Consider the following 24,010-nt stretch of genomic DNA (forward strand, 5'->3'; position numbering starts at 1 on the left):
TGCCGCGCCGCCGGCTCCACGGGACGCTGCCGAGGCGCTAAACGGTGACGTTCAGTCCGGCCGTGTAGCCGCCGGACACCGATCCGGCCATCGTGGCGAGCTGGTGGATGCCGCCGTCGTCGCGGAAAACGTTGTCCGATTTCAGCGTGGTCCGGGGGAAGTTCCGGGCGCTGGCTTCGTAGCCGGCCGAGGCGTAGACGTCCTTGCAGGCGGCGTCCGTGAGCGCGATCTGGGACACGGCGAGGACCTGCCCGGCCGCCGTTGCGTTGTCCATGGACTCGAAGACTTCGAAGTGGATGTGCGGCCAGCGGCCGCTGTATGCGCCCGGGAAGACGGTGCGGAACGTGACCTGGCCGTTGGCGTCGGCCTCCTGCACGCCGCGGAGGTAGTTCTCGTTCCTGAGCCCGGCGTCATACATGGAGTATTTGCCGTCCTTGTCGCAGTGCCAGGCGTAGACGGCGGCCCCGGCCAGGGGTGTGCAGCCGTTGGCGTTGTCGAGAAGGGTGAGTGTGACGGTGAGCGGAACGCCGTCGGCCCTGGTGCCGGAGGTGCCGAAGCTGGTGGTGATGTCCTGCCGGACCACGCCCGAGGCCGCCAGCACATTGGGGCCGTTGGAGCCGTCACCCGGATAGGGCCCGGCGGTCTCCTCGGGGATCTCCACGCCGCATTCGGCGATGGCCCGGGTGAGCGTGGGCGAGGCGGTCGGTGTGCTGGCGGCCGCCGTCGGGCCCGCCGTCGCGGCTGCCGTCCCTGCCGTCCCTGCTGTTGAGGTCGCGGACTCCGGCGACGCGCCCGGCGTGCAGGCTGCGAGGGCCGCGGCGGTGCCGGCACCGAGGAACATGCCCAGCGAGCGGCGGCTCATCAGGGTGGAAAGGTCGAACTCCAGGCCGCGGTCGTGGTTGGGGTGCGGCTCGTGGGGAGGTTGCGGAGAAGAAGTCATGCGCCCATCGAACCCCGGTCCGCTATGCGCTGGCTAGAGCCTTCCTGTGCGGCCGCTGTGCCTCGTTCCCGCGCGGCCGGGAACAGGGCATGCCCTCCCCCGGCCGCCAAGACCGGACATGCCCCCAAGTCCCCGCGGGACATGCCCTCCCCTCACCGCCAAGGCTGGACATGCTGCCCAATCCCCGCGGGACATGCCCTCCCCTGGCCGCGGCGGGTGGACATACTGGCATTATGTCCGTTGCTTGGCGGCAGGGCTGGGCATGTCCCGTGGTGCTATGAAGCGGGGCCCGCCCCCACGGTGGCGTCTTCGGGAGCGTCCTGGGCCGCGGGACCGCCGTCGTGCTCCGCGCGTGTGTTGCCGCGGTCCGTGCGGTAGCGCCAGAGGCCGATGCCGACCACCACGGCGGCGAGGGCCAGCGAGAGCAGCAGGGATTCACGCGTGGACTCCAGCACCACCATCCCGATCAGCAGCGCGACGATGCTGATGATGGCAACCCAGGTCAGGTAGGGGAAGAGCCACATTTTGAGCTGGAGGTCCTTGGCCGCGGCGCCCATCCGGCGGCGCAGGATCAGCTGCGAACCGGCAATGACCAGCCACACGAAGAGCGCGATGGCCCCCGAGGTGTTGACCAGGAACAGGAACACGGTGTCCGGGGCGATGTAGTTGAGGCCGACGGTGATGAAGCCAACCACCGTGGAGGCCAGTACGGCGGCGGCGGGAACACCGCGCTTGGAGATCCGCATCCAGGACCGGGGGGCGTCGCCGCGGCGGGACAGGGAGAAGAGCATCCGGCTGGCGGTGTACAGGCCGGAGTTGAGGCAGGACAGCACGGAGGTCAGCACCACGATATCCATGATGGTCCCGGCACCCGGGATGCCGTACAGCTCGATCACGGCGACATACGGGCTCTTGGCCACGGAGGCGGAGTTCCACGGCAGCAGGGTGACGACGACCGCGATGGAGCCGATGTAGAACACGAGGATGCGCCAGACGGTGGACTTCACGGCTTTTTTGACCGCATCGACCGGGTTCTCGGATTCACCGGCGGCGATGGTGGCGATCTCGGCGCCGAAGAAGGAGAAGACCACCACGAGGATGCCGGCCAGCACGGCTCCCGGCCCGTTGGGCATAAAACCGCCGTTCTCCAGCAGGTTGCTCAGGCCGGGGGCGGGAACGCCCGGAAGGAGGCCCAGGATGGCCACGACGCCGAAGATCAGGAACAGCACAATGGCCGCAACCTTGATGGATGCGAACCAAAACTCGAACTCGCCGAAGGACTTGACCGACCCCAGGTTGGTCAAGGTCAGGACCACCATCAGCAGCAGCGCCCAGATCCACTGGTCAATGCCCGGCACCCAGCGGTGCATGATGGCCGCACCGGCGGTGGCCTCGATACCCAGCACGATGATCCAGAACCAGGCGTACAGCCAGCCGATGCTGAAGCCGGCCCAGCGGCCCAGCGCCTTGTCGGCATAGGTCGAGAACGAGCCGGTCTCCGGGTTGGCCGCCGCCATCTCGCCAAGCATCCGCATGACGAGGATGACAACCAGTCCCGCCGCCGCGTAGGCCACCAGGATGCCGGGGCCCGCCTGCTGGATTGCCGCGCCGGAGCCGACAAACAGGCCGGCTCCGATCACCCCCGCGATGGCGATCATCGACAGATGCCTGGGTTTCAGGGACTTGGAGAGTTGCTGGTCAGCCTGCATGAAGCGCCGTCCTTCGTGGATTGTTCGGGTCCGCGGGTGAAGCGTGGGAAGTTGTGCGGCGGACCACATTGACGTTTCACCCTAGACCGGCGGCAGAGCTGTCTGTTCTGTGCAATCCCACAAATGACGCAGCGCCAGGAAGGGCACAGTTCCAGAAAATACGCCCTATGTGCAAGGAATGTTGCCTGCTGGGCAATTCTGAAATGTGCCGGAAACCACTGCCCCGGCGCTCCGGGGCGGCTTTGGGCCCGCCGCAGGGCTGTTCCGGGGCCGGACGGCAGCGTGTCCGCGCCGATGTGCCCCCGCACCGCCGGTTGGGTCCCGCGGCCGTGTCAGTAGTCCGGGTTGCTGGGCACCACCAGGCCGGTCTCGTAGGCGTAGACCACGGCCTGGACCCGGTCCCGCAGGTGCAGTTTGGTGAGGATCCGGCGCACATGGGTTTTCACGGTGGCCTCGGAGAGGAAGTACCGGTGCGCGATCTCGGCGTTGGAGAGGCCCTCCGCCATCGCTTCCAGCATCTCGGTTTCGCGAGGGGTGAGGTCCTCAAGCAGGGGATCCCGCGCCGGACGCGCCCCGGCGGGGAGTCCCTGGGCGGGATCGCCGCCGTCGCCGCCGCCGGGGGAATCCGCAGCATCCGCGCTGCGGACGTAAGTTTCCAGCAGCCGCCGCGTGATGCGCGGCGCCACCACCGCGTCGCCGCCCGCCACCACCCGGACGGCACTGACCAGCTCGGCCGGCGCCACGTCCTTGAGCAGGAAGGCCGAAGCCCCCGCCTGCAGCCCGGCGAAGGCGTACTCATCCAGGTCGAAGGTGGTGAGGATGATGACCTTGGCGCTGGCACCGGAGGTGGTGACAGCCCGCGTGGCCTCGATCCCGTCCAGCACCGGCATCCGCACATCCATCAGCACGACGTCGGGAGCGAGGTCCCGGACCTGGCGGACGGCCTCGGCGCCGTCGGACGCCTCCCCCACAACGTGCAGGTCCCCCTCGCCCTCGAGGATCAGGCGGAACCCCATCCTCAACAGCGGCTGGTCATCCACCAGCAGGACGCGGATCGGCTCGTTGCCGGCCAGCGGTTCCCCAAGACTCATGTGCTCCTGCTTTCGTTGTCGCCGTGCCAGTGCAGGACGGCGTGGACCCGCCAGCCGTGGTCGGAACTCCGTCCCGCCTCCACGGTGCCTGCATAGATCCGGGCCCTCTCCAGCATGCCGGCGAGGCCCTGGCCGCTGCCCACGGACCCGCCGGGGTCCCGTGGTCCCGGCGCGGCGGCCCGGCCGCCGGAGTCCACGGAGCCCTTGCCGTCGTCCACCACGTCGATGGTGACAGTGGAACCGTCCCGGACGATCGCCACATCCACCCGGCTCAGGGAGCGTCCGTAGCGCAGCACATTCGTCAGTGACTCCTGCACAATCCGGTATACCGTCAGCTGGAACGCCGCATCGTCCGGCAGCGACGGCCCGGTGTGCATGTAGTGCAGCGGAAGCCCGGCGGTACGGAACCCTTCCAGCAGCTTGCCCAGGCTGTCGGCGGCCGCCAGCGGTTCCCGCGGGGCCTGCCCGGGGGACGCGTCGTCGCGCAGCACCCCGAGCACCCGCCGCATGTCCGCCAGCGCGGTGCGCCCGGTGTGCGACAGTTCCCCGAGGACCTCCGCCGCGCGTGCCGGGTCCCTCCTGGCGACGACGGCGGCCCCGTCGGAGAGGGCGACCATCACCGTCAGCGAATGCGCGACGACGTCGTGCATCTCCCGGGCAATGCGGTTGCGTTCGGTGACCTGCCCCAGCCGCCCCGCCCTCGCGGCCCAGGCGGCAATTTCCTGCTCATGTTCGCGCCGCTGCCGGACCGAAACGCCGATCCCCGTGGCGATGACGTTGGTGAGGGTGATGCTCACGCCGGCTGCGATGCTGGTGATGAGCTGGAAGTTCTCTGGCGTGCTGGCGCCCATGTCCGGCAGCCGGCCGTCCAGCGGCCCGGCCGCCAGCTGGAAGTAGACGATGACCAGCGGCGCCGTGGCCGCGGCCAGGGTCCGCAGCGCGAACCGCCGGCTGCGCACCAGCGCCACCGAGTAGAGCGCGAACCACAGCCCGGCGGAGACGTTGGAGCCCCACGGGTGGAGCAGCGTCACCCCCACTTCGAGGACCGCCACCACGGCCACCACCCGCACCGGGCGGCTCCGCCGGAACAACAGCGCCACGGCGGCCGCCGCGAGCAGCACGGCCACCTGCCAGACGCCGTCGAGCACGGATTCCACCGCGGTGGGGGTGACCAGGACCAGGTAGCACGCCACCACAACGGCATCCATGGCGCGCGGGTGCTGGAACAGGTAGCGCCTGATCCGGCCCCGGCGCCGGGCGGTGATCTCAGCGAAGGACGCGTCGGCCTGGCCGGCCGGCGCGTCCTTCACCACTGCAGCATCGATCATGCTCTGAGCCTAAACGGCGTTCCCTAGACGTCCCGCCGTTTCAGCAGCACGGCGGCGAGGACCACCGGGATGACCACCCAGGCGCCCAGCACCAGGGCGGCCTGCCAGGCTTCCAGCGTGTCGGGGAGGTGCTCCACGGCGGTCATCGGTTCCACGGTGTTCCCCGGCAGGTACTTGCGTGCCTCGACGAAGAAGTCGCCCGGGATGAGCTGGAAAGCGATGGGCGCCACGAAGAACAGCCCCACGAGGCTCATGATGCCGCCTGCGGAGTTGCGCAGCAGCGCGCCCAGGGCCATGCCGATGGCGGCAACGGCGGCGACGTAGAAGCTGTTGACCACCAGCAGCTTCACCGACTGGGAGCTGGCCAGATCCAGTTTGAGGTCGTAGTTCTCCAGGATGGGCAGCGACACCAGGCCCGCCAGGTACACGGAGGCTGCGGTGAGGGTAAACGCCGTCACCATGACCACCAGCAGCTTGGCGGCGAACGCCGGGATCCGCTGGGGGACGGCCGCGAAGGTGGAGCGGGCCATGCCGGTGGTGAACTCGGAACTCATCAGCAGCACCCCGAGCGAGCCGAGGATCAGCTGGGCGAACGCGATGCCGGAGGTGGGGACGCCGACGGCGAGGTCCCCGCCCTGGGAGGCGAACGCGGCGGCCGCTTCCGGGTCGCTGAGCGCGGCCTCGGCAAACTGCCCCGTGCCCCACGCCGACAGGGCGCCGAAGCCGATCACCACCAGGACCGTGGAGCCGAGCAGGATCAGGGTGGACAGAAGGGTGCGGAACTTGATGAATTCCGAGTGCAGCACCCGCGGGAAACTCGGTCCGGGGCCGGTGCTGGTGCCCGCAGGGCCGGGGGTGCCGCGGCGGGAGGGGTCAAGGGCGGTGGAGCTCATGGCTTAGTGGCCTCCGGACTGGGCGGGGGCGGCATCGCCCGTGGTGATCAGCGAGTGGTATTCGACCTCATCCTTGGTCAGTTCCATGTAGGCCTCCTCAAGGCTGGCCTGGAGCGGGGTGAGTTCGTAGAGCATGACGTGGCTGTCCAGCGCGGCGCGGGCGATCCGGCGCGGGTCCAGCCCGGTGACCTCAAGCAGCTCGTGGTCCTGGAGTTCCACGGACACGCCGTCCCCGGCGAGCAGGCGCATCAGCTGGTCGGGCTGGTCGGTGCGGACGCGGGTGCGGATCCGGCCCTTGCCGTTGATGATGTCCTGGATCGGCGCATCGGCGATGATCCGGCCGCGTCCGATCACGATCAGGTGGTCCGCAGTGACGGCCATCTCGCTCATCAGGTGGCTGGAGAGGAACACCGTGCGCCCCTCGGAGGCCAGGTACTTGACGAGGTTGCGGACCCAGACCACGCCTTCCGGGTCCAGGCCGTTGACGGGCTCGTCCAGGATGACGGTCTGCGGATCGCCGAGAAGCGCCGCCGCGATGCCGAGGCGCTGCCCCATGCCGAGCGAGAACCCGCCGACCTTTTTCTTGGCCACATCGGCCAGGCCCGTCATCTCGATGACCTCGTGCACACGCTTCTTGGGGATGCTGTGCGTGGCGGCCATGGCCAGCAGGTGGTTGTAGGCCGAGCGGCTGGTGTGGACGGCCTTGGCATCGAGCAGCGCGCCGACGTCGCGCAGCGGCGCCGCGTGCCGGGCAAAGGGTGTGCCGTTGACGGTGACAGTGCCCGACGTCGGCCGGTCCAGTCCCATGATCATGCGCATGGTGGTGGATTTGCCGGCCCCGTTCGGACCCAGGAAGCCGGTGACCCGGCCGGCTTCGACAGTGAAGTTGACTCCGGCAACGGCGGTTCTTTCGCCGTACACCTTGGTCAGGCCTCGTGCTTCGATCATGGAAGCGTTCCTTTGCTTGGCAGTGGGGGTTGTGTACTTCCCAACCTACCGAGCCGGGCGGCCGGTTTCGCCGGTCTCAGGGATGATTCAGGGTCGAATCAGGGTCATCCGGGAGGATGACGGAGCCGCCGTCAGGCGGCCGGCGAATAGTAGGTCAGGGCGCCCGGCAGGACCGAGAACTCCACGCCGCGGACCCCCGGCATAGCCTCCCCGTCCACCGCCAGCACCATGGTTGAGTTGCCCGGTTCCACCCGGATGCTGCTGCTCTCGCTGAGGTGGGTGATTCTGGAGGTGGCGACAGTTCCGGTCAGCACGGCCCACAGCAGCCGGAGCCGGGCAAAGGATTCGTCCGCGGTGATCAGCCGCAGGTCGAACAGTCCGTCGTCGAGGACCGGGCGGACCAGCGGGGCGTGGTCGCGGGGGTAGTACCGGCCGCGGCCGATGTACAGGATCCAGACTTTGTGCCGCACGCCGTTGACGGTCAGGGTGGTGGGTGTTCCCGAGGCGAACGTCCGGAACATCGCCACCACCCCGGCCAGAGGTTTGCCGAGGGCCGGCTGCAGCAGTTCGCGCCGCCGCACCAGATTGGGGTAGAGGCCGATGCTGGCCGTGTTGAGCATGGTCAGGTGCAGCCGCTCGGGGTCCTCGGGGAGTCCGCGCTCCACGGACACCATGCCGACATCCGCCCGGGCCGCTTCGCCGTTGGCCGCGGCCTGGACGGCGGCCGCGAGCGTGGGAGTCCCCGCGTCCCGGGCAAAGTGGTTCAGTGTCCCGCCGGGCAGGACCAGGAGCGGGAGGGAATGTTCGACGGCGGCCGCGGCAGCCGTTCCCACCGTCCCGTCCCCGCCCCAGACACCCAAGGCCTTGATCCCGGGGCGGGTGGCAACACGGGCGATCACCTCTGTGAGGTTCCCCTCCGGGTCGACTTCCTTTATATACGCCTTAGGGAATACTTTTCCCAGGGCGGCTGCGGTCTCCGCGGCATAGGAGCCGCCCAGTGTGTTGACCACGATGCCCAGGCCGTCACCCTCCGGAAGCTCCGGAGCCTTCACGGCAGTCCGCCGCACCTCGGGAAACGGCGGCCGCACCGGCCACCACTTCCGCGTGACCATGGCAGCGCCCGCGCCGATCGCCGAGCCGAAGAACACATCCGAGGGCCAGTGCGCCCCGGTGTGGACACGCGAGTAGGCGACGCCGGCCGCGAGGGGGGCCAGCGCGGCCCCGATCCCCGGCCGCACCAGCCCGGCGCCGAGGGCGAATGCCACCGCGGAGGCGGAGTGGCCCGAGGGCATGGAGGAGCTGGTGGGCTGGGGATGGACAAAGCGGAAGGCCGGCAGGTGCTCCGGCAGGGGCCGCGCCCTCGGCAGCAGGGCCTTGAACCCGAGGTTCGTGACCGCGGAGGCGACGGCCTGGGCCAGCACGCCGTGGAGCGCGGCCCGCCGGGTCCGGCCGGGGAACAGCGCCATGACGGCGGCGATGCCGAACCAGAGCTTGCCCTTGTTCGCCGCGGCGGACAACCGCCGGAAGAAGTCGTCGTGGCTGCCGCCGGGAACCCGGGACAGGGCGCGCACCAGCCGCCGGTCGAGCCGGCTGAACCGGCGCGGTGCTTTTCGCAGCAGGCTTCGCATCCTGCCACCATACTGCCGACGCGGCGGGGAGACCCGGATTGGCTAGGATGGGGCGATGACCAGAGTGCTGGACCCGCAGCGATTGCCGCCCGGACGCGTCCTGACGGTCAGCACAGTGTTGCTTACGCTGGGCGTCGTGCTGGCGGGACTTCTGGTGGCGGACGTCAGGCTGCCGCCGTTTCAGGGCCTGGACGAGGACTGGGCCCGCTGGATCACGTCGATGCGCAACCCGTTCTGGGACGGGATCAATGCGTTCCTCAATATTGCCGGCTACCGGGGCGCTTTAGTGCTGCACGGACTGCTGGTCGTCGCGCTGCTGCTCAGGAGGCGGCCGCAGGCAGCCGCCTTCGCCACTGCTGCCGGCGTCGCCGTCCTGGTTTTCACCCAAATTCTCAAAGCCGGCATCTTCCGGGGCCGGCCGGACAACACGGTGGTCCTGACGGATACCGGTTCATTCCCCTCGGGGCATGTAGCCAGCACGGCGGTACTCCTGGTGGTGGTGGCCTTGCTCGTGGGGCGCGCCTGGGTCTGGGTGCTGGCCGGGATCGGCGTGCTGGCCATGATGGTCAGCCGCACGTACCTCTCGGCCCACTGGCTGATGGACACCGTCGGCAGCGTGTGCCTGGCCGTGCCGGTGGCGCTGCTGCTCTGGCTGTTCTACCAGGACCTGTGCATCCAGGAGAACGGCGATGCCCGCCGGCTGCTTACGTGGCGCGCAAGGGCTTCGCGGCGCCGGCGAGCAGCAATGCACCAAGAATCGGAATCATGATCGCCAGCAGGGCAACCCGGATACCCACCAGGTCCCCGAGGTAGCCCAGCAGCGGCGGGCCGGCCAGAAAGGCGACGTACCCGATGGTGGAGACCACCGATACGCGGGCCGCGGCGTGCTTGGGGTCGTCCGCCGCGGCGGACATGCCCATCGGGAACGCGAGGGCGGCCCCCGCCCCCCAAAGGACCGCGCCGGCCGTCGCCAGCCAGAGGTCACCGGCCAGCACGAACAGCCCCAGCCCGACGGCGGCCGCGGCCATGCTGGCGCGGAGCACGGCCACCCGGCCGTAGGCGTCGATGGCCCGGCCGCCGAAGAAGCGCACCGCCGTCATCGCGAGGACAAAGGCCGCGAACAGCAGCGCGCCCGTGGTCTCGCTCGCGTCCAGGCCGTCCACGGCGGCTTTGGCGATCCAGTCGTTGCCGGCGCCTTCGGTCAGTGTCGCGCCCAGCACCACAACGCCGATCAGCAGCGTCCGCCCGTCCCGCCAGGCCGAGCGTCCCTTCGGTTCGGCCGTCTCCCCGGCGGCCGGCGCCTGCGCCGGGGCGTGGGGGAGGAAGTAGCGCGGTGCGGTCAGGGTGAGCACCGCGACGATCACCGCGATCACCAGCAGGTGGGCCGGGAGTCCGACGCCAAGCCCCGCCAGGCCCGCGCCGATCAGGGCGCCGAGGAAGGCGCCTCCGCTGAAGGCGGCGTGGAACTGCGGCATGATGGTGCGCCCCAGCTGGTGTTCGACGTCGGCGCCTTCGATGTTCTGGGAGACGTCCCAGAGCCCGATGCCCATCCCGAAGAAGAAGAGGGCGATCGCGGTGCCCGGGACGGATTCCGCCAGCAGCGCCAGTGCCACGCCGGCGCCGGCGCACGCGGCGACGAGGCCGGCCGCCCGCACGGCGTTGGCGGTCCCGATCCGTCCCACCACGTGGCCGGCGGTGGGCAGGGCAATCAGGGAGCCGGCTGCCACGCACAGCAGCAGGGTTCCCATCTGCCCCGAGGAAATATCCAGGATCTCCGTTACCGCAGGGATCCGGGCGGCCCAGCTGGCGAACACCAGCCCGTTGATGCCGAAAATCAGGAATGTCGCCGCGGCGGCCGCGTTGAGCTGCGGGCGGGTTGCTGTTTTGGTCATACGTTCACTACTTCCACCGAGTGTTGGGCGAGCTGGCCGAGTTCTTCAGGGCTGAACCGTGTGTCGGTGACGAGGACATCCACGGCGTCGAGGGAGGCCACCAGCGCGACGGCACTGGCGTTCCATTTGGTCCCCGAGCAGGCGACCACCACGCGTGCCGCCGATTCCAGGCCGGCACGTTTGACGGCGGCATCGTCGAGGTCGTGGGCCAGGAGTCCGTCGCGGAGATTCAGCGCGCACGGCGTCACCACGGCGGTGTCAAAGCGCAGCGAACGGATGTTGGATTCCGCCATGGGCCCGCGGAACGACAGCTCCCCGCGGATGAGGCTCCCGCCGGGAAGGATCAGGTCGGGCCGGCGGCCGGCGGCGGCTCCGCCGCCGGAGATAACGTTGACAGCCCGAAGGGACATGGGCATGAGGGTCAGGTCCCGCTGCTCCAGCTGGCGGGCCACCTCGGTGGCCGTGGTGCCGCTGTCCAGCCAGACGTGGCTCCGGTCCTTGAGCAGACCGGCGACACCCGCCGCGATCCGGACCTTAACAGCGTGGTCCTCGAGTTCCCGCTGGCCGTACTCGGGGTTTTCGCCGCGGAGCACAAGGCTCCGGGCACCCCCGTGGACCCGGCGGAGGACGCCGTGCAGCTCCAGCACGTCGAGGTCACGGCGGATGGTGGCCCCCGAGGCGCCGCACTCGGCGATGAGGTCATCGACCGTCACATGCTCCCGGACCCGCAGGATCTCGCCGATACGGCGGTGCCGCTCGTCAGTATTCATGTTCAAATGCTAACGCATCATGATTATTTGATCATTGTGATACCGAAACGCTCCCTCACATTGCGCAGGGAAAACGCCAACCCTCCCCCACCGGAGGGGGAGGGTTGGCGGAAAACGTGCCGAAGCTGAGGGAGCGTCCGCCTCTAGCGGGTGACTTCCTCCAGCAGCTCCAGCACGTGGCGGTACTGCGCTCCTGTGGCCCGGGTCATGCCGAGTTCGCAGGTGCGGTTGCACGAGGCATGCGCGGCGGCACCCATCTCGTTGACCTCCGCCGCCTGTTTGGCGGTGGCCGAGGCTGTCAGCTCCGGGTGCAGCATGCCCCGGTCACCGGCAAACGCGCAGCAGCCCCAGTTTTCCGGCACCTCCACCCGCTCGGCGACGGCGCCCGCCACCGCACTCAGGGCGTCGTTGAGGCCCATCCGCGTGGAGGAGCAGGTGGGGTGCAGGGCCAGGGACTCGAGCTTCGCGTGCCCGGGCAGCCGGGGCAGGACCTTCTCGGCGGCGAAGTCCACGGCGTCCACGATCCGCAGGGCACGCCGGCCGGCGGCGGGAACGTCCGACTCCACGGTCTGGCGCAGGCCTTCGGTGCAGGAGGACGCGTCGCAGACAATGGGCAGCTCGCCGTCCCGGGTTGCCGTCCGGAGCGCGGCCAGGGTCTTCTCCCGCATGGTCTCCTGGCCGGCGGCCATGCCCTTGGAGGACCAGGGGGTGCCGCAGCACAGGCTGTCGATGCCATCCGGCACCAGAAGGGTCAGCCCGGCCCGGGCGCACAGCTGTTCAAAGCTGTATTGAATGCCGCGCCCTTCGGCGCCCTGGCCTGCTCCGGCGGGCCCGAACATGGTTCCAACGCAGGCCGGGAAGTAGACCGCGTCGACCTCGCCGGCCGGCGCCGGACGCTTCCGCGCGGTCCCGCCGCCCGGCAGCTCGGCCGAATACAGCGGCACCGTGTCTGCCCCGAGCACCGCCCGGGCGGCCTTGTTGGGCAGCGCGACGGCGGCGGGCGGGATACGGTCGACAACCGTCAGCGCCAGCGACGCACCGCGGGTGACGCCGTCCCAGTGTTTGGCGGCCGCATTCCAGGCACCGTTGGCGAGCGGACCTGCGTCGGCCTTCCGCAGCCGTTTCACCAGGGATCCGGTGTTGATGTCCACCGGGCAGGCGGTCTGGCACATTCCGTCCACGGCGCAGGTGTCCACGGACTCGTAGTCGTAGTCCTTTTCCAGTTCCTTGACCAGCGCGGTGTCGCCGGCCAGCCGCGCCGCTTCGATGGCGCGCAGCGTGACAATCCGCTGCCGCGGGGTGAGCGTGATGTCCTTGCTGGGGCAGACGGGTTCGCAGTAGCCGCAGGAGACGCAGCGGTCCACTTCTTCGGCGACGGGCGGCGCCGTCTTGATGTGCCGCAGGTGCGCCTGCGGATCCTCGTCCATCAGGACGCCGGGGTTGAGGATTGCGGCGGGATCGAAGAGCTTCTTGATGCTGCGCATGACGTCGTAGAGCTCATCGCCGTACTGCCGGCGGACGTAGGGGGCCATGACCCGCCCGGTCCCGTGCTCGGCTTTCAGCGATCCGCCCTCGGCGAGGACCAGGTCCACCATGTCTTCGGTGAAGGCGCTGTAGCGGTCCAGTTCGGCCGCGGTGGCAAAGCCGTCGGTGAGCATGAAGTGGACGTTGCCGTCCTTGGCGTGACCAAAGATCACGCTGTTGCTGTAGCTGTATTTGTCGAAGAGCCGGATCAGTTCCCGGCAGGTGCGGCCCAGTACCGGGACCGGAACCACAATGTCTTCCAGCAGCGCGGTGGTCCCCTGGGGCCGTGCCCCGGCGACCGAGGCGTAGAGGCCCTTGCGCAGCTGCCAGAGCTGGCCTCGTTCCCGGGCGTCGCCGGTGAACCGGGCGGGGGCCGACAGGCCGAGGCCGGGGAGGAGGCCCTCGCCGTGCTCCTGGAGTTCCGCCAGGTCCCCGGCGCTGCCGGCGGAGTATTCCACGAGCAGGGCCGCGTGGTCCCGGACCGCCAGGTCCCGGACGACGGCGGGGGTTCCCTTGAGTGTCTGTCCCACCGTGAGCGACAGCGCGTCCATCAGCTCGACGGTGGCGGCCCCTGTTTCCACCAGGGCCGGGAGGGCCGCGTTGGCGGCCTCGAGGTCCTGGAACACCAGCAGCCCCGCGGCCGCGTGCGGGATCCGGGGGATGGTGCGGAACACCGCTTCGGCCACGAACCCCAGGGTGCCTTCGCTGCCGACGATGAGGTGGGCCATGATGTCCACCGGGGACTGGAAGTCCAGCAGGGAGTTCAGGCCGTAGCCCATGGTGTTTTTCATCGAGAACTGCTGGCGGATCCGGTGCACGGAATCCGGGTTGTTCCGCACCCGGCCGGCCAGCCGGTCCAGCCCTTCGTAGAGCTCCGGCTCAAGGGCCCGGAGTTTCCGGTCGGCATCGGCCGCTCCGGTGTCGATCACCGTGCCGGAGGGCAGCACCACGGTCAGCGATTCCAGGGTGCGGTAGGTGTTGTCCACGGTGCCGCAGTTCATACCGGAGGAGTTGTTGGCAACCACGCCGCCGATGGTGCATGCCGCCTCGCTCGCCGGGTCGGGGCCGAACTTCCGTCCGTAGCGGGCGAGCCTGGCGTTGAGGGCCCGCACAGTGACGCCGGGCTGCACGCGGACCCGCGCGCCGCCGTCGAGCACCTCGATGTCCCTGAAGTTCCGGCGGACGTCCACCAGCACGCCGTCGGTGACGGCCTGGCCGCTGAGGCTGGTTCCGCCGGAGCGGAAGGTCAGCGGCACGCCCTGGGCGGCGCTGGCGCGCAGCAGGCCGCCCACCTCTGCGGCGTTCCCGGCCGTGACCACGGCCTGCGGGATCAGGAGGAAATGCGAGGCATCGTGGGCGTTGGCGTGCAGGTCGATGGCCCGGGTTTTCACCTGGGCGGGGTGCTGCACCGCGTCCCGGAGCGCTCCGAGGTCCAGGGGGGCCATCAGGGCACCATCCAGCCGAGCACGGGGGTGGACTGCAGGAAGATCAGCACCGTGATGAGCGCCAGGAGGCCCAGGCTCCAGCCGATCAGCTTGCGGAACAGCGTCCCTTCCGCGCCGTCGAGCCCGACGGCGGCGGCGGCCACGGCCAGGTTCTGCACAGAGAGCATCTTGCCCATGACGCCGGCGGAGGAGTTGGAGGCAGCCATCAGCACCGGTGACAGGCCCGTTTGCTCGGCCGCGGTGGCCTGCATCTGGCCGAACAGGGAGTTGGAGGACGTGTCGGAGCCGGTCAGGGCGACGCCGATCCAGCCGATCAGGGGCGAGAGGATGGCGAAGAACCCGCCAGCGGAGGCCAGCGCGAAGCCCAGGGTGGTGGTCTGTCCCGAAAGGTTCATGACGAAGGACAGGCCCAGGACCGCGGTGACGGTAACGATGGTCCAGCGCAGCTGCACCAGGGTGTCGCGGTAGATGCGCAGGCCCTGTGACGCGGTGACCTTGTACAGCACCATGGTGAGCAGGCCCGAGAACAGCAGCAGGGTGCCGGTCGCTTTGAGGTGGTCGAGCTTGAACTTGGTGGCGGCCACCGGCTTTCCGGCGGCATCGGTGATGTCCAGGCCGGGCCAGGCGAACGTCACGCTGCCCACCTGGCCCAGCCAGGTCTTGACGGCGGGAAGCTGGGCCACCGAGAACACGGCAATGATGATCAGGTAGGGAGCGATCGCCATCCAGATCTGGCGGGGTGCCGGCCGGACGTCGGCCGCGGTGGCTTCGGCTGCGGTGTTCCCGGTGCCGGCGGAACCGGCGGTGGTGCCGGCGGCTGTGTTCCCGGCGGAGGTGCCGCCGGCGCCGGCACCGCTGGCCACGGCGACCCGCGCGTCCTCCGGCGCCTGCTCCATTCCGACGATTTCGCGCGGCTGCCAGACCTTCAGCATCAGCAGCACGGCGGCCACCGTCACGACGGCGGCAACCACGTCGGTGAGTTCCACGGCAAAGTAGTTGGAGGTGACGAACTGGGCCGCACCGAAGGCGACGCCGGCCACCACGGCCACCGGCCAGGTCTGCCGCACGCCGCGCCGGCCGTCCACGATGAACACCAGCAGCAGCGGAACGATCAGGGCGATGAACGGCGTCTGGCGCCCTGCCATCGAGGACAGGTCATGCAGCGGCAGGCCGGTGACACCGTTCAGGGCAATGATGGGCGCGGCCATCGCGCCGAAGGCCACCGGAGCGGTGTTGGCCAGCAGCGAGACCACGGCGGACTTCAGTGGCTTCATGCCGGCAGCCATCAGCATGGCCGCGGAGATCGCCACCGGTGCGCCGAAGCCGGCCAGCGACTCCAGCAGCGCGCCAAAGCAGAAGGCAATGAGGATGGACAGGATCCGCAGGTCGTTCGAAATGGAGCGGATGGTGCGGCCCAGGACCTCGAACCACGGGGTGGCCACGGTGAGACGGTAGATCCACAGTGCATTGACCAGGATCCACAGGATCGGAAACAGGCCGTAGAACATGCCTGCTGCGGTGGCGCTCAGCGCCTGGTTGACCGGCATCTGCCAGCCGACGACGGCCAGCACCAGCGACAGCGCCAGCCCGGCCAGGGCGGCAATGGGTGCCCTGACTTTAAAGACGCCCAACAGGACGAAAAGCAGAACGAGCGGAAGCGCCGCGCAGAGCGCTGAAATCACGAGGGACCCGGCGATGGGGTCGAGGATCTGCTGAAACATGTGTCTCCAGATTGTGTGAGGCGTCACAACTCCGTGGCGCCCTACGATTGTCTTACAAGTACACATGATCGTCAAGAGTGCTTTGTTGCCTTGTCTGGCAAGATTGGGAGTGCACAAAAGAACTCGTAGCGGGAAGGGAGCTCCGGTGGCCGGGCGCATTGCAGCAGTCTCGATTGTGGACGCGGTCGCAACGGATCTGCGGAGCAGGATCTTCGCCGGCGAGCTGGGCCCGGGGAACGCCCTGACGGAGTCGGAGGTCGCCTCCTCCTACGACGTGGCGCGGCCCACGGCGAAAGCCGCAATCGAAAAACTGGTGGCCGAGGGGCTGCTGGACCGGGGGACCCACAAAACGGCCCGTGTAGTGGAGCTTGGCCCGGAGTCTGTGCGCGACATTTACCTGGCCCGCGCGTACCTGGAAAGCGAAGTGCTGCGCCGGCTCGCAGGCACCAGGGACGTGCCGGCGGCGGCGGTGCAGGCCAACCGCGACATTGCGGCGGTGCAGACCGGCGCCCCGCTCGACGTCGTCGAACCGGACATGCGGTTCCACACCAGCCTGATCGATGCCGTGGGAAATGAGCGCATCAGCCGGATGTACCGCTCACTGGTGGGCGAGGTCCGGCTCTGCATGGTCCGGATCCAGTCGCTGCAGCTGCTGGACACGGCACTGATCCAGGCCGAACACCAGAAAATCCTCGAGCTGATCGAAGCCGGCCAGGGTGAGTCCGCCGCCCAGCTGCTCGACGAACACCTGGGGCGTGCCCGGGAGCGGCTGGTCGCAGCCATGGGTGGAACCGCCGGCCCGGAGGCCGAACACCCGTCCGGGCTGCTGCCACCGTAACCACCCCGACCCCAACGCGGGGTCACTCCGCGCCCATAAAACCCTCAGGGATGGGCGTGAAGTGGCCCCGCGTTGGGCGTTGGTCAGCGGGCGCGCTCGACGCGCTTTTCGTCCCAGACGGGTTCGGCTGATTCGTAGACCCTGCCGTCCGAGCCGAACACCAGGAACCGGTCGAAGGTCCGGGCAAACCAGCGGTCGTGGGTGACGGCCAAGACGGTCCCCTCGAAGTGGTCGATGGCGCGTTCCAGCGCCTCGGCCGAGTGCAGGTCCAGGTTGTCCGTGGGCTCGTCGAGCAGCAGCAGGGTGGCCCCGGAGAGCTGCAGCAGGAGGATCTGGAACCGGGCCTGCTGCCCGCCGGAGAGGGATTCGTACTTCTGCTCGGACTGCCCGGCGAGGCCGTAGCCGTCCAGGGCACCGGCGGCGGCCTCGCGCGCGAGCCCCGAGCGGTGCTCGTCGCCGCGGTGCAGGATCTCCAGCAGGGTTTTGCCCAGCAGGTCGGGCCGGACGTGGGTCTGGGCGAAGAAGCCGGGCCGGATGCGCGCGCCGAGTTTCACGGTGCCCTCGTGCGGGACCTCGGCGATGTCGACGTCGGAGACGGGAAGGTGCTCGCGTTCCGGATCCGTGCCGCCGGTGGCCAGCAGGCGCAGGAAGTGGCTCTTGCCGGAGCCGTTGGAGCCGAGCACGCCGACGCGGTCGCCGAACCAGACCTCCGTGGAGAAGGGCTTCATCAGCCCGGTGAGCTCCAGCTTCTCGGCCACCACAGCGCGTTTGGCGGTCCGTCCGCCCTTGAGCCGCATCTGCACGTTCTGCTCGATCGGCAGCGCCTCGGGCGGGCCGGCTTCGAGGAACTTCGCCAGGCGCGTCTGGGCGGCGTGGTACCGGTTGGCCATGTCGGAACGGAACGCGGCCTTGTTCTTGTACATGTTGACGAGTTCCTTGAGCTTGACGTGCTCCTCGTCCCAGCGCTTGCGGAGTTCCTCGAAGCGGGCGTTCCGGTCCGCGCGGGCGTCCACGTAAGAGCCGAATCCGCCGCCGTGGACCCAGGCGCCGGCGCCGTTGATGCCTGGCTCCAGGGTGACGATGCGGCCCGCGGCGTTGTTCAGCAGTTCGCGGTCGTGGCTGATGAAGAACACGGTTTTCTTCGACTCGTTGAGTTTCGCCTCGAGCCAGCGCTTGCCCGGAACGTCAAGGTAGTTGTCCGGCTCGTCCAGGAGCAGCAACTCGTCGGGGCCGGAGAAGAGCGCCTCGAGCACCAGGCGCTTCTGCTCGCCGCCGGACAGGCTCGACGCCGGCCGGTGCTGCGCGCGGTCAAAGGGCAGGCCGAGGGCGGCCATGCAGACCTCGTCCCAGACGGTTTCGACGTCGTATCCGCCGGCGTCGCCCCAGTCCACGATCGCCTGGGCGTAGGCCATCTGGGTGGGCTCGTCGTCGTGCTCCAGCATGGCCAGTTCCGCTTCGTCGACGGCGCGGGCGGCGGCGGCGAGGGCGGGCGGCGCGGCGGAGACGAGGAGGTCGCGGACGGTGGATTCGTCCCGGACCTGGCCGACAAACTGCCGCATGATGCCCATGTTGCCGGACCGGCCGATGACGCCCTCGTCGGCAATGAGGTCCCCGGCGATGATCCGGAACAGTGTGGTCTTGCCGGTTCCGTTGGGCCCGATCAGCGCTGTTTTGGTGCCGTCGGGGACCTTGAAGGTCACGCCGTTAAGCAGCTGGGTGCCGTCGGAAAGGAAGTAATCGATATTGGAAACGTCAATATGAGCCACGCCTTCAATCTTCCCACGGCCGGGCCGGAGTCCTGGTGGGCGCCGGTTGCCCGCACGAGGTGCGGAAGCGTCGGCCGGTTCCGTGCAGGACGTGCGGGAGCGTCGGGTCAGCCGGCGCGGGTGAGGAATTCCTTCAGCAGCGGGCCGGAGACGGTGGCGCCGAGCCCGCCCTCCTCGACAAAGACGGCGACGGCAAGGTCGCCGTGCACGGCCACAATCCAGGCGTGGGTCTTGGGCGGGTTGTCGCTGCCGAACTCCGCTGTTCCGGTCTTGGCCGCCACAGGGGCGCCCGGGACTGACGCGAGGAAACCGGTATGGCCGGACGTCACCACGGCCCGCATCATGTCCGCCAGCGCGGATGCCTCCGCTGCCGTGACCGGGGTGGCGGCGGCTGCCGGCGCGGGCGGCGCCGTCGACCCGGACGGCGCGGCAGAGGGCGCCGAAGCCGAGGGGGTGGCCGCCCCACCTGCTGCCGCAGACTCGTCGGCGCCGGGGTTCAGCACCAGCTGCGGGGACACCGGCGAACCCTTGGCCACCGAGCCGGCCATGACGGCGGCGGCCAGCGGGGACATCAGCACCTTCCCCTGGCCGATCATCGAGGCGGCGTGTTCGGTGCCGGTGGCATCGCCGGGGACCGAACCCAGGAACGCGCTGGCCCCCAGCGCCGGGGCCTCCACGGCGACACCCAGGGACGTGGCCGCGGACTCCAGCTGGGCCTGGCTGACGGCGTCGCGGGCGTTGATGAATGCCGTGTTGCAGGAGTGCGCGAACGCGTCCCGCAGCGTCACGGAGCCCAGCGACGACGCCGGGTAACCCTCGGCGTTCTTGAAGGTCCGCCCGTCGACGGTCAGGGTGGCGGGGCACTCCACCGTGGAATCCGGGGACATGCCGTTGCGGATCATGGCCAGGGAATCCACGATCTTGAAAATAGACCCGGGGGCGTACTGCCCCAGCAGCGCGGTGTCGTAGCCGTTGCTGCCCGGCCCCGAGGCGGCGGCCAGGACGGCGCCGCTGGACGGGCGGAGCGCCACAATGGCCGACGCCGGGCCCACCTTCGCCAGGACGTCCTCGGCCAGCTGCTGGACGTTGGGGTCCAGGGTGGTCCTGAGCGGAGTGCCCACTTTCATGGCGGCCTCGAACAGGAGCCGGCGTCCGCCGTTGACCAGCGCCTGCCGCTCTTCGGCGGTGAGGCCGGCCTTTTCGGCGAAGACCTGGGTGCCGTTGCTGCCGCGCAGCTGCGCATCGTATTGCTGCTGGAGCCCGCCGCTGCCCGTGGTGTCCCCGGTTTGAAGCGCCCCGCCGGATTTCTCGATCTGTTCGGCGTTCGCCTCGGCGGCGGTGCCCAGCAGGGCGCGGGCAAAGGTGCGGGTGGGAGCCAGGGGAAGGTAATCGCCGATCGCGCGGGCGCCTGGAATCTCGCCGATCTGGTTGTCGGAGATGGTCCGGCCGTCCTCGCGCAGGGTGATGGCGGTAACAAAGGCCTCCGGGCCTGCGGCCTGGACCTGCTGGACGTACGCTGCGGGGTCAACGCCCACCAGTTCGGCGAGCTGCGTGGCGGACGCCGCCGGATCGGCCGATGCCAGCAGCGGCTTGTCGATGCCAACGTTCACCACCGGCCGGTAGGTGACCAGCTCGGCGTCGCCGGCACCCAGGATGTCCGCCCGCGCCGGGGACTGGGACAGGGTGCTGAGGACTTCCCCCTCGGCCAGCCCGGGAACCAGCGTGGCCGCGTTCCAGACGGCCAGCCACTGGTCGCCGGACTTCTTGAGTGTGGCGGTAGTGGTGTACGTCCACTCGCCGGAACCGATCTTCCAGCTGTACTTCAGCGGGACCGTGGCGGTGTCCTTCTCAAGCGTCAGCTCTCCGCTCTCCACGGCGGGTTTGACCGGGTCCAGGGCCTTGAAGACCTCCGTGAGCTGCTCGTTGGCCGCTCCGGCGTCCTTGCCGTCAAAGGCGACGGAGCCGACGTCGAGCGCTGCCACAGCGGATGCCAGCTGCTTCGCCGCGTCCTGAGCGCCTGTGCGACCGTCGTCGCAGGACACCAGCGAGGCGCAAAGAATGAGCCCCACCAGGGCAACTGAAAGTTTTGATGATTTCCCCATTCGCGCCATTATGCCCCCTGCCGCGGACAAAACAGCTGTCATGAAGATCCGCAGGCCGGCGCCGGGCCGGCAAATGGGTTCAGAAGCGCCGGATGATCCTGCGTTGCGTGGCCACGGAAATGGCGGCGGTGCGGTTGTCCACCCCGAGCTTGCCGTAAATGTGCACCAGGTGCGTTTTGACCGTGGCCTCCGAGATGAACAGCTTCTTGGCGATGGCCCGGTTGCCCAGGCCGGTGGCGAGCAGTTCCAGCAGCTGGATCTCGCGTGCGGACAGGGCCGGTTCCGGGTTGCGGATGCGGCCCAGCAGCCTGGCGGCCACCTCGGGCGCCAGGGCGGTCTGGCCGGCCGCGGCGGAAAGCACTGCCTGCCGGATCTGCTCCGGCGGCGCGTCCTTGAGCATGTAGCCGCTGGCCCCCGCTTCCACCGCGGCGAGGATGTCGGCGTCGGAATCGTAGGTGGTGAGGATGAGCACCGGCGGGGCGGGCTGCCCGGCGTCACCCGCCTTGATCCTGCCGGTCGCCGTGACGCCGTCCATGCCTGTACCCATCTGCAGGTCCATCAGCACGACGTCGGCCGGCTCGCCGAGGGTATGCAACCGGGACAGCTCGGCCAGGGCCGCGCCGCCGTCGGCCGCCTCCGCGGCCACGGTGATGCCCTCGAAGTCGCTCAGCATGGCCCGCAGCCCGGCGCGGACCACCGGGTGGTCATCGACCAGGAGGACGCGGATGTCGTTCACGGTTCCTCCCTGGCAGCGGAAGTCCCAGCAGCGGAGGTCCCAGCAGGGGGAGTCCCAACGGGGGAGTTCGCAAGCGGCAGCCGGATGGCCACCACCGTTCCCTCGCCGGGCGCCGATTCGATGTCCAGGCTGCCGGCCAGCGCCGCCACGCGTTCCCGGAGCGATCTCAGCCCGTACCCGGAGCCGTCGGGCCGTCCGGCGCGATCGACGGCCGCCGCGGGGTCAAAGCCGGTACCGTCGTCGTAGATGTCCATCGCCACTTCGCTGCCCAGGAAGGACAGGGTCACGACGGCGGTCTCCGCTTGGGCGTGCACCCACACGTTCGCAAGGCTTGCCTGGGCGGCCCGCAGGAGGGTGGTGCGGTACGGGTTGGGCAGGTCTACAGGGATCCCCTCCAGGTCGAAGCGGCACCGCAGGCGGGTTCCGCGGGCGGCTGCCTCGGTTTCGGTCTTCCCGCAGAGCCGGCGCAGGCTGTTGACGAGGGGGTCCCCCGGGGCTGCCGCCGCAGGATTCCCAGCGTTTTCCGAGAGGTCCGGCGGCTGGAGGGCCCGGACGAAGTTCCGGGCCTCGGCCAGGTTGGCCGCAGCGGTTTCCTGGACGGTGCGGAGCCGGTCGCGCGCCGCGGCCGTGTCCCCGCCGTCGAGGGCCTTCTCCGCCGAGCGGCCCATCAGCACAATGCTGGAAAAACCCTGGGCCAGGGTGTCGTGGATTTCGCGGGCCAGCCGGGCCCGTTCCGCCAGCGTGCCGGCGTCGTGCTGGCTGCGGGCAAGTTCGGCGCGGGTGCGGCGGAGCTCCTCGGCGGCGAGCCGCTGGTTTTCCGCCTCCAGATAGAGCGCCCGGTACGCCAGCCCGGTCACCACGGCAAACGCCGCGCCGAACATCGGTCCCAGGACCATCGGCAATTCCAGCGCACCTCCGGCGTCCCCGGCGTTGTGAAACCATAGCGCCACCACCACCAGCACCGTACTCAGGGCGATCGCCGGCAGCGCCAGCCGCCGCGGCAGCACGTGCAGTTGCAGGAAGAAGATCGGGAACGCCAGCCACACGAAGTCGGCGCTGGCCCAGATCAGCAGCAGCCACAGCAGGCAGACAGCGCCCAGCCACAGCTGTGAGTAGGGCCGGGGATCGAACTGCGACGGGTCCGTGGAGTGCCGTTTCTCGAGAACAGTGCCCAGGACGTAGACGCCGGCGAGGACCAGCGCAAGGCACGCGGCGATCCAGTCCGTACCCTCGAGGCCTGCTCCCACGAGCCGCACCACAGCGACCAGCAGAAGGACGGCGAAACCGCTGTGCAGGCACACGCGGAGGATGCGCAGAATCACGGCGGCATCGGTGGTGCCGGCCGTGGCCGCCCTTGCCGGTGCTGTGCGAGCCCTTCCGTCCATCCCTTCAGCGTAGTGCCGGAGCGGGCGGGTCTGACCCGAAATCCCCGCCGCCCGGTCACGATCAACCTTTTGGTTGATGCCCGGCTCAACCGCCCGGGCCGGCACGGCCAACCCCGCGGGCGATGTCCGGACGGCAGGGCCGCGGAAAGCTGGAAACACAGCCATCTTCGCCTCGAAAAGGACCCCCATGTACCTCGCTCTCCGCGATCTCCGCTTCGCCAAAGGACGCTTTCTCCTCATGGGCGGAGTCGTCGCGCTCATCACCCTGCTCCTGGTGCTGCTCTCGGGCCTCACCGCGGGCCTGGGAAACCAGTCGACGTCGGCCCTCGCCGCACTGCCGGCAGACCGGATTGTCTTCGGCGCCCCCGCCGGGGACACCGCCAAGGCGTCCTTCACCGAATCGGAAGTCAGCCGCGGGCAACTGACGGAGTGGGCCTCACGCGAAGGCGTTGCCCATGCCGGGCTGCTGGGCATCAGCCAGGGCAGGTTCCAGGCCCTTGGCGCCGGCGGAGCCCCGTCCGGGACAGCCAGCGTCGCCGTCTTCGGGAGCGAGGGCAGCGCTGCCGGCATGCTGTCCCCCGTCCCGGTGGCCGAGGGCACGGTGGTGATCGGAAGCACCCTGGCCCGGGAACTCGACCTGCAGCCCGGCAGCCGCGCCGCCGTGGGCGGCACCGGTCTCACCGTGTCCGCCGTCGTACCGGACCAGTGGTACGCCCACACCGGCGTTGTCTGGACCACCCTCGGCGACTGGCGGAAGCTGGCGCACCTTCCCGGCGGTAACGCCGCAGCGACGGTCATCGCCGTCACCGCCGAGGAGGGCGCCGGGCCCGACGTCGATGCCGCCGACTCGGCGGCAGGAACCACCAGCACCACCCGGGACGGCTCGTTCCAGGCCCTGGGTTCCTATAAAAGCGAAAACGGTTCCCTCCTCCTGATGCAGGCGTTCCTGTACGGGATCTCCGCCCTGGTCATCGTGGCCTTCCTGACGGTGTGGACCGTGCAGCGCACCCGTGACGTCGCCGTCCTCAAGGCCCTCGGCGGTTCCTCCGGCTACATCCTCAGGGACGCCATGGTGCAGGCCGCCGTTGTACTCCTCGCGGGGGCCGCGGCCGGAGGGGCGGCCGGGGCGGCCGGCGGGGCCCTTGCCGCCGGGGCCGTCCCGTTCCTGCTGACAGCCCAAACCACCCTGGTCCCCGTGGCAGGCGTCGTGGTCCTGGGCCTCGCCGGGGCGGCACTGGCGGTCCGGAGCATTACCAAGGTTGATCCGCTCCTGGCTCTTGGCGGCAGCTAGCCC

General features: G+C 69.6%; 18 protein-coding genes. 3 read left to right on the top strand and 15 right to left on the bottom strand.

Annotated elements, in window-relative coordinates; all coding sequences use genetic code 11:
• Positions 1 to 37: 37 nt before the first annotated feature.
• The 7 genes from ACTWQD_RS00825 to ACTWQD_RS00855 all read right to left on the bottom strand — a co-directional run bounded on the left by ACTWQD_RS00825 (position 38) and on the right by ACTWQD_RS00855 (position 8,537).
• Positions 38 to 940 (bottom strand): intradiol ring-cleavage dioxygenase, encoded by a 903-nt coding sequence (locus ACTWQD_RS00825; RefSeq protein WP_443194312.1) that lies wholly within the window; start codon positions 938 to 940, stop codon positions 38 to 40.
• 275 nt (positions 941 to 1,215) lie between these two features.
• A complete protein-coding gene (locus ACTWQD_RS00830; protein WP_443194313.1) occupies positions 1,216 to 2,649 on the bottom strand; it encodes an amino acid permease in 1,434 nt (477 codons plus the stop codon).
• Positions 2,650 to 2,981: 332 nt separating this feature from the next.
• On the bottom strand, positions 2,982 to 3,740 hold the full coding sequence (locus tag ACTWQD_RS00835) for a response regulator (protein WP_443194314.1): 759 nt from the start codon (positions 3,738 to 3,740) through the stop codon (positions 2,982 to 2,984).
• Complete coding sequence (locus ACTWQD_RS00840) at positions 3,737 to 5,068, bottom strand: sensor histidine kinase (protein WP_443194315.1); 1,332 nt, start codon at positions 5,066 to 5,068, stop codon at positions 3,737 to 3,739. The genes ACTWQD_RS00835 and ACTWQD_RS00840 overlap by 4 nt, the downstream gene beginning before the upstream one ends.
• A gap of 23 nt (positions 5,069 to 5,091) precedes the next feature.
• Positions 5,092 to 5,961 (bottom strand): ABC transporter permease, encoded by an 870-nt coding sequence (locus ACTWQD_RS00845; protein WP_443194316.1) that lies wholly within the window; start codon positions 5,959 to 5,961, stop codon positions 5,092 to 5,094.
• 3 nt (positions 5,962 to 5,964) lie between these two features.
• Complete coding sequence (locus tag ACTWQD_RS00850; RefSeq protein WP_443194317.1) at positions 5,965 to 6,909, bottom strand: ABC transporter ATP-binding protein; 945 nt, start codon at positions 6,907 to 6,909, stop codon at positions 5,965 to 5,967.
• Between the two features lie 131 nt (positions 6,910 to 7,040).
• Complete coding sequence (locus ACTWQD_RS00855; RefSeq protein ID WP_443194318.1) at positions 7,041 to 8,537, bottom strand: bifunctional phosphatase PAP2/diacylglycerol kinase family protein; 1,497 nt, start codon at positions 8,535 to 8,537, stop codon at positions 7,041 to 7,043.
• A gap of 55 nt (positions 8,538 to 8,592) precedes the next feature.
• On the opposite strand from ACTWQD_RS00855, the gene ACTWQD_RS00860 reads away from it, so the two are divergent.
• On the top strand, positions 8,593 to 9,306 hold the full coding sequence (locus ACTWQD_RS00860; RefSeq protein ID WP_443194319.1) for a phosphatase PAP2 family protein: 714 nt from the start codon (positions 8,593 to 8,595) through the stop codon (positions 9,304 to 9,306).
• Here the strand turns inward: ACTWQD_RS00860 and ACTWQD_RS00865 are convergent.
• From ACTWQD_RS00865 to ACTWQD_RS00880, 4 genes are all read right to left on the bottom strand, one after another.
• Complete coding sequence (locus ACTWQD_RS00865; RefSeq protein WP_443194320.1) at positions 9,242 to 10,429, bottom strand: MFS transporter; 1,188 nt, start codon at positions 10,427 to 10,429, stop codon at positions 9,242 to 9,244. The genes ACTWQD_RS00860 and ACTWQD_RS00865 overlap by 65 nt on opposite strands.
• A complete protein-coding gene (locus ACTWQD_RS00870; RefSeq protein WP_443194321.1) occupies positions 10,426 to 11,199 on the bottom strand; it encodes a DeoR/GlpR family DNA-binding transcription regulator in 774 nt (257 codons plus the stop codon). Before ACTWQD_RS00870 ends, ACTWQD_RS00865 begins: the two co-directional genes overlap by 4 nt.
• 143 nt (positions 11,200 to 11,342) lie before the next feature.
• A complete protein-coding gene (locus ACTWQD_RS00875) occupies positions 11,343 to 14,168 on the bottom strand; it encodes an FAD-binding and (Fe-S)-binding domain-containing protein (protein ID WP_443194322.1) in 2,826 nt (941 codons plus the stop codon).
• A complete protein-coding gene (locus ACTWQD_RS00880; protein ID WP_443194323.1) occupies positions 14,168 to 15,889 on the bottom strand; it encodes an L-lactate permease in 1,722 nt (573 codons plus the stop codon). The genes ACTWQD_RS00875 and ACTWQD_RS00880 overlap by 1 nt, the downstream gene beginning before the upstream one ends.
• A 145-nt stretch (positions 15,890 to 16,034) precedes the next feature.
• Between ACTWQD_RS00880 and ACTWQD_RS00885 the strand changes: the two genes are divergently transcribed.
• Positions 16,035 to 16,727 (top strand): GntR family transcriptional regulator, encoded by a 693-nt coding sequence (locus tag ACTWQD_RS00885; RefSeq protein WP_443194324.1) that lies wholly within the window; start codon positions 16,035 to 16,037, stop codon positions 16,725 to 16,727.
• Between the two features lie 83 nt (positions 16,728 to 16,810).
• Here the strand turns inward: ACTWQD_RS00885 and ACTWQD_RS00890 are convergent, their stop codons facing one another.
• The 4 genes from ACTWQD_RS00890 to ACTWQD_RS00905 form a co-directional block, all read right to left on the bottom strand.
• A complete protein-coding gene (locus ACTWQD_RS00890) occupies positions 16,811 to 18,493 on the bottom strand; it encodes an ABC-F family ATP-binding cassette domain-containing protein (protein ID WP_443194325.1) in 1,683 nt (560 codons plus the stop codon).
• Positions 18,494 to 18,600: 107 nt separating this feature from the next.
• The gene (locus ACTWQD_RS00895) at positions 18,601 to 20,595 is read right to left on the bottom strand and encodes a penicillin-binding transpeptidase domain-containing protein (protein ID WP_443194326.1); all 1,995 of its coding nucleotides are present in this window, start codon (positions 20,593 to 20,595) and stop codon (positions 18,601 to 18,603) included.
• Positions 20,596 to 20,674: 79 nt separating this feature from the next.
• Positions 20,675 to 21,331, bottom strand: a complete 657-nt coding sequence (locus ACTWQD_RS00900) for a response regulator (RefSeq protein WP_443194327.1) — start codon at positions 21,329 to 21,331, stop codon at positions 20,675 to 20,677.
• A complete protein-coding gene (locus tag ACTWQD_RS00905; RefSeq protein WP_443194328.1) occupies positions 21,328 to 22,716 on the bottom strand; it encodes a sensor histidine kinase in 1,389 nt (462 codons plus the stop codon). Before ACTWQD_RS00905 ends, ACTWQD_RS00900 begins: the two co-directional genes overlap by 4 nt.
• 187 nt (positions 22,717 to 22,903) lie before the next feature.
• On the opposite strand from ACTWQD_RS00905, the gene ACTWQD_RS00910 reads away from it, so the two are divergent.
• Positions 22,904 to 24,007 carry an ABC transporter permease gene (locus ACTWQD_RS00910; protein ID WP_443194329.1) on the top strand — a complete coding sequence of 368 codons (1,104 nt, stop codon included), beginning with the start codon at positions 22,904 to 22,906 and terminating at the stop codon, positions 24,005 to 24,007.
• The last annotated feature ends 3 nt before the right edge of the window (positions 24,008 to 24,010 follow it).

Source organism: Pseudarthrobacter sp. 1C304, assembly GCF_052245515.1.
Taxonomy (GTDB): Bacteria; Actinomycetota; Actinomycetes; order Actinomycetales; family Micrococcaceae; genus Arthrobacter.

What these genes read in the sequence shown, in the direction of transcription:
- ACTWQD_RS00825 (WP_443194312.1), bottom strand. Translation starts at nt 940, where the DNA reads ATGACTTCTTCTCCGCAACCTCCCCACGAGCCGCACCCCAACCACGAC.
- ACTWQD_RS00830 (WP_443194313.1), bottom strand. Translation starts at nt 2,649, where the DNA reads ATGCAGGCTGACCAGCAACTCTCCAAGTCCCTGAAACCCAGGCATCTG.
- ACTWQD_RS00835 (WP_443194314.1), bottom strand. Translation starts at nt 3,740, where the DNA reads ATGAGTCTTGGGGAACCGCTGGCCGGCAACGAGCCGATCCGCGTCCTG.
- ACTWQD_RS00840 (WP_443194315.1), bottom strand. Translation starts at nt 5,068, where the DNA reads ATGATCGATGCTGCAGTGGTGAAGGACGCGCCGGCCGGCCAGGCCGAC.
- ACTWQD_RS00845 (WP_443194316.1), bottom strand. Translation starts at nt 5,961, where the DNA reads ATGAGCTCCACCGCCCTTGACCCCTCCCGCCGCGGCACCCCCGGCCCT.
- ACTWQD_RS00850 (WP_443194317.1), bottom strand. Translation starts at nt 6,909, where the DNA reads ATGATCGAAGCACGAGGCCTGACCAAGGTGTACGGCGAAAGAACCGCC.
- ACTWQD_RS00855 (WP_443194318.1), bottom strand. Translation starts at nt 8,537, where the DNA reads ATGCGAAGCCTGCTGCGAAAAGCACCGCGCCGGTTCAGCCGGCTCGAC.
- ACTWQD_RS00860 (WP_443194319.1), top strand. Translation starts at nt 8,593, where the DNA reads ATGACCAGAGTGCTGGACCCGCAGCGATTGCCGCCCGGACGCGTCCTG.
- ACTWQD_RS00865 (WP_443194320.1), bottom strand. Translation starts at nt 10,429, where the DNA reads ATGACCAAAACAGCAACCCGCCCGCAGCTCAACGCGGCCGCCGCGGCG.
- ACTWQD_RS00870 (WP_443194321.1), bottom strand. Translation starts at nt 11,199, where the DNA reads ATGAATACTGACGAGCGGCACCGCCGTATCGGCGAGATCCTGCGGGTC.
- ACTWQD_RS00875 (WP_443194322.1), bottom strand. Translation starts at nt 14,168, where the DNA reads ATGGCCCCCCTGGACCTCGGAGCGCTCCGGGACGCGGTGCAGCACCCC.
- ACTWQD_RS00880 (WP_443194323.1), bottom strand. Translation starts at nt 15,889, where the DNA reads ATGTTTCAGCAGATCCTCGACCCCATCGCCGGGTCCCTCGTGATTTCA.
- ACTWQD_RS00895 (WP_443194326.1), bottom strand. Translation starts at nt 20,595, where the DNA reads ATGGGGAAATCATCAAAACTTTCAGTTGCCCTGGTGGGGCTCATTCTT.
- ACTWQD_RS00905 (WP_443194328.1), bottom strand. Translation starts at nt 22,716, where the DNA reads ATGGACGGAAGGGCTCGCACAGCACCGGCAAGGGCGGCCACGGCCGGC.
- ACTWQD_RS00910 (WP_443194329.1), top strand. Translation starts at nt 22,904, where the DNA reads ATGTACCTCGCTCTCCGCGATCTCCGCTTCGCCAAAGGACGCTTTCTC.